At 24.1% G+C, this 3,008-nt stretch carries 4 protein-coding genes and 1 pseudogene; all 5 read left to right on the top strand.

Annotation, left to right across the window (positions count from 1 at the left end):
* Positions 1 to 295 (top strand): annotated as a pseudogene (locus RI68_RS00985) (hypothetical protein); the annotation flags it as partial.
* On the top strand, positions 295 to 741 hold the full coding sequence (locus RI68_RS00980) for a hypothetical protein (protein WP_017193387.1): 447 nt from the start codon (positions 295 to 297) through the stop codon (positions 739 to 741). The pseudogene RI68_RS00985 and the gene RI68_RS00980, both read left to right, overlap by 1 nt.
* Positions 738 to 1,088, top strand: coding sequence for a single-stranded DNA-binding protein (locus tag RI68_RS00975; RefSeq protein WP_017193386.1), 351 nt, complete (start codon positions 738 to 740; stop codon positions 1,086 to 1,088). Before RI68_RS00980 ends, RI68_RS00975 begins: the two co-directional genes overlap by 4 nt.
* 26 nt (positions 1,089 to 1,114) lie before the next feature.
* Entirely contained in the window at positions 1,115 to 1,864 is a 750-nt protein-coding gene (locus RI68_RS00970; protein ID WP_017193385.1) for a hypothetical protein, read from the top strand.
* A gap of 3 nt (positions 1,865 to 1,867) precedes the next feature.
* Positions 1,868 to 2,731: a hypothetical protein gene (locus RI68_RS03440; protein WP_017193384.1), complete on the top strand. Its 864-nt coding sequence runs from the start codon at positions 1,868 to 1,870 to the stop codon at positions 2,729 to 2,731.
* Positions 2,732 to 3,008 lie beyond the last annotated feature (277 nt).

Raw genomic sequence — 3,008 nt, 5'->3', positions numbered from 1 at the left:
AACAATGTTTTTTATAAGAAGAATATTACACATTATGGGTTTTAATAGTTTTAAAAATTTTACTGCTAAACATTTAAAAGATAACGGATTTGATGACGCTTTAGTATTAAGAGATATGGGATATAGTCTTAGAGAATTAATAGAAGCTGGTTTTACTATTGATGAAATAATAGAAGCATATTATACAATTGATGATTTAATACAAGCTAAATTTACCTTTAAAGAATTAAAAGATTTAGGTTTCGCGGAGAAAATAGGATTTATTGATAATGTTAAAAATGAAAGGAATAATTAATGAATATTCAACAAACAATGATTAATATTTTTGAATCTAAAATATTTATTTCTTTTTTATCTTTTTTATGTGGTATTTGTATTTATCGTTTTTATCTTTATATTAAAGAATTACAAACTAAATATGAATATTCCGATGAATTAAGAGAAATTGTTAACAATTATATTTTAAACGGAGAATTAAAAACAAAAGAATTTGCTCGTTTATTTCATCAAATGTGCCAAATGGCGAATTACATGGGGATTTACCGCCAAGATGTTCACCGTATGATGCGTGAGGTCCAAGAAAACGGTAAATTAGATTTCTTAGATGTTGAATCTAGCGAAAAAGAAAATGATACACCTAAAGAATTTGATAAAGAACCTCTTTATAAAAAACCTTATAATTTACTCTCGGATGAGTCAAAAGTTAATCAAATAATCATAAAGGATAAAAAAAATAAATGATAAATATTATCCATTTATTGGGTCATCTTACCCATGATTTAAAAAAGGAATATGTCAAAATTAACAACGAGGAAATCCCTATTGTTAATTTTCAAATTGCTGTCAATTCACACACTGATAAAGACAAAAATAAACCGTTATTTGTCAACTGCGTTGTTTTCCGTAAAAACGCTGAAAATCTTTTTAAATATCTCCAAAAAGGAGATAAATTGTACGTATCAGGTTCGTTATCTATTCAAAAATATAACGACCAAAACGGCCAAGAAAAAAACAGCACGAAAGTGCTTGTTTCTAAACTTGTTTTCTTAAATAATAATAAAGAAAAAGAGAAAGAATTACCTTTTTAAGAAAATGAGGAATAAATAAGAATTAAATGATAATAATAAAAACCCTTTTTACTCTCAGCTTTTTCAAATATCTTTTTTCTTTTTCTTATTTAAAATTTTTTTGTTCTTTCTTTTATTCTTTTTTTCATCATATTTTTTTCACTAAATCATCTCTTTTCTTTGGTTTTAATGTTGGTTGGGATAATAATTTTTTAGTTTTTTTCAATTTTTTTAAAATTATTATTGTTTTTATATGGAACAAATTAATATTTTTATTACCTTTTTTAAAAATATTTGAATTTTTCTTTAATGCTTTCTTAAAGTTTTTTGATATTTTTAAAAACATTTTAAATGATTTATTAAAAATTTTTTCTAATGCAACTAAAATATTAGATAGCGATGTATTAATGGGTTTAACTGGTGTTACAGCAATGATGACTTTTACATCATTAGTATCTAAATTTGGTGGTGCCATTCCTTTCATTGGTAATACCGTCGAAAAAATTACCAAACCTATCGTAAATTCATATGAAAAAACTTTAAAAATTATCCTTGATGTTCTTTTACAAGTTATTATTTTTACTTTTAAAATTATGATTGTTATTGGTAATTTATTAGTAACTTTTCTTTTTAAAGTTTTAGAAATTTCCCTTTATTTATTCAAAATATGGTTTTTTATATTAAAAAAAGTTATAATGATATTAAGTTTTGTTTTGTATTTTTTAGCTTTATTTATTTATTTTTATGCTGAAAAAGAACATAAACAAGGTAAATATTTATTAAAAAAAGGAGTTTAAAAAATGAAATTCATTTCAATTAAAGGAAGACAATATCGTCTAATACCTTTTTTAATTATTACTGGAGTTTTATTATTTTGTTTTTTCTTAATTATCGCTGCTGCTTATAAATATCATGAGGAAACTGAAACAAGACGATTATTATTAGATACAAATATTGAAGAAAAAGCAAAAGAGTTAAATAATAAAATACATGAGGAAAATAAAAAATTAAAAACCGAAAATGAAAAATTCAAAAGCACTCCTTATGAATTTTTAAATTCCAATGGAGACAAAGAGTATTATAATTTATTCACTCATAAATTAATTAAAACAATTAAAAAAGATAATAGTGTTATTTGGAGTAAAAAATTTGATGGTGCTACTATTTCACAATATCAATCTTTAGGCGCAACATTAAAAGATTTAAAAGATATAGGATTTACTGTAAAAGAACTAAAAGATGCTGGATATACTGTTAAAGATTTCAAAGATGCTAGATTTAGCGCAAAAGAACTAAAAGATGCTGGATATACTGTTAAAGATTTCAAAGATGCTGGATTTTTTAAAGATTCTGGATTTAAAGATGCTGGATTTGGCGCAAAAGAACTAAAAGATGCTGGATATACTTTCAAAGAATTATTTAGTATTCCAAATTTTAATTTAAAATGTTTAAAAGATGTTGGATATACTGTTAAAGATTTCAAAGATGCTAGATTTAGCGAAAAAGAACTAAAAGATGCTGTATATACTGTTCAAGATTTTATGGATTTAAAAGATTTTGGATATACTGTTAAAGATTTTAAAGATTCTGGATTTAGCGCAAAAGAACTAAAAGGTGTTGGATTTACTGTAAAAGAAATGAAAGATGCTGGATATACTTTGTAAGATTTTAAAATTAGCTCAGGAGATTTAGTGACTTTCGATTTATTTACTATAGACGAATTAACAGAAATTTGATATACTTTGTGTTTTGTGTTTTTAAATTAAAACGACAAACATTATATTATGTTTGGTTCCAAGAGACCTCTTTTATCTATCATGCTTAAAGTCCATATGATGGTCTTTTTGATTACTAAAATAAATTAAAAAAAACTCTCTGAGCTCCTCCTTAGAGGAGCTCATTGTCACCGTTTTTTCTTTATCTATATTTTTACTAAATCAG

Source organism: Vaccinium witches'-broom phytoplasma str. VAC (genome assembly GCF_000309405.1).
In the GTDB taxonomy this organism is placed as follows: domain Bacteria; phylum Bacillota_I; class Bacilli_A; order Acholeplasmatales; family Acholeplasmataceae; genus Phytoplasma.
The sequence above is the reverse complement of the archived record's forward strand: the minus strand, read 5'-3'. Positions and strand labels throughout refer to the sequence as shown.

Bases quoted from the DNA above. Each gene is read 5' to 3' on its own strand.
- RI68_RS00975 (WP_017193386.1), top strand. From the start codon at position 738: ATGATAAATATTATCCATTTATTGGGTCATCTTACCCATGATTTAAAA.
- RI68_RS00970 (WP_017193385.1), top strand. From the start codon at position 1,115: ATGATAATAATAAAAACCCTTTTTACTCTCAGCTTTTTCAAATATCTT.
- RI68_RS03440 (WP_017193384.1), top strand. From the start codon at position 1,868: ATGAAATTCATTTCAATTAAAGGAAGACAATATCGTCTAATACCTTTT.
- RI68_RS00980 (WP_017193387.1), top strand. From the start codon at position 295: ATGAATATTCAACAAACAATGATTAATATTTTTGAATCTAAAATATTT.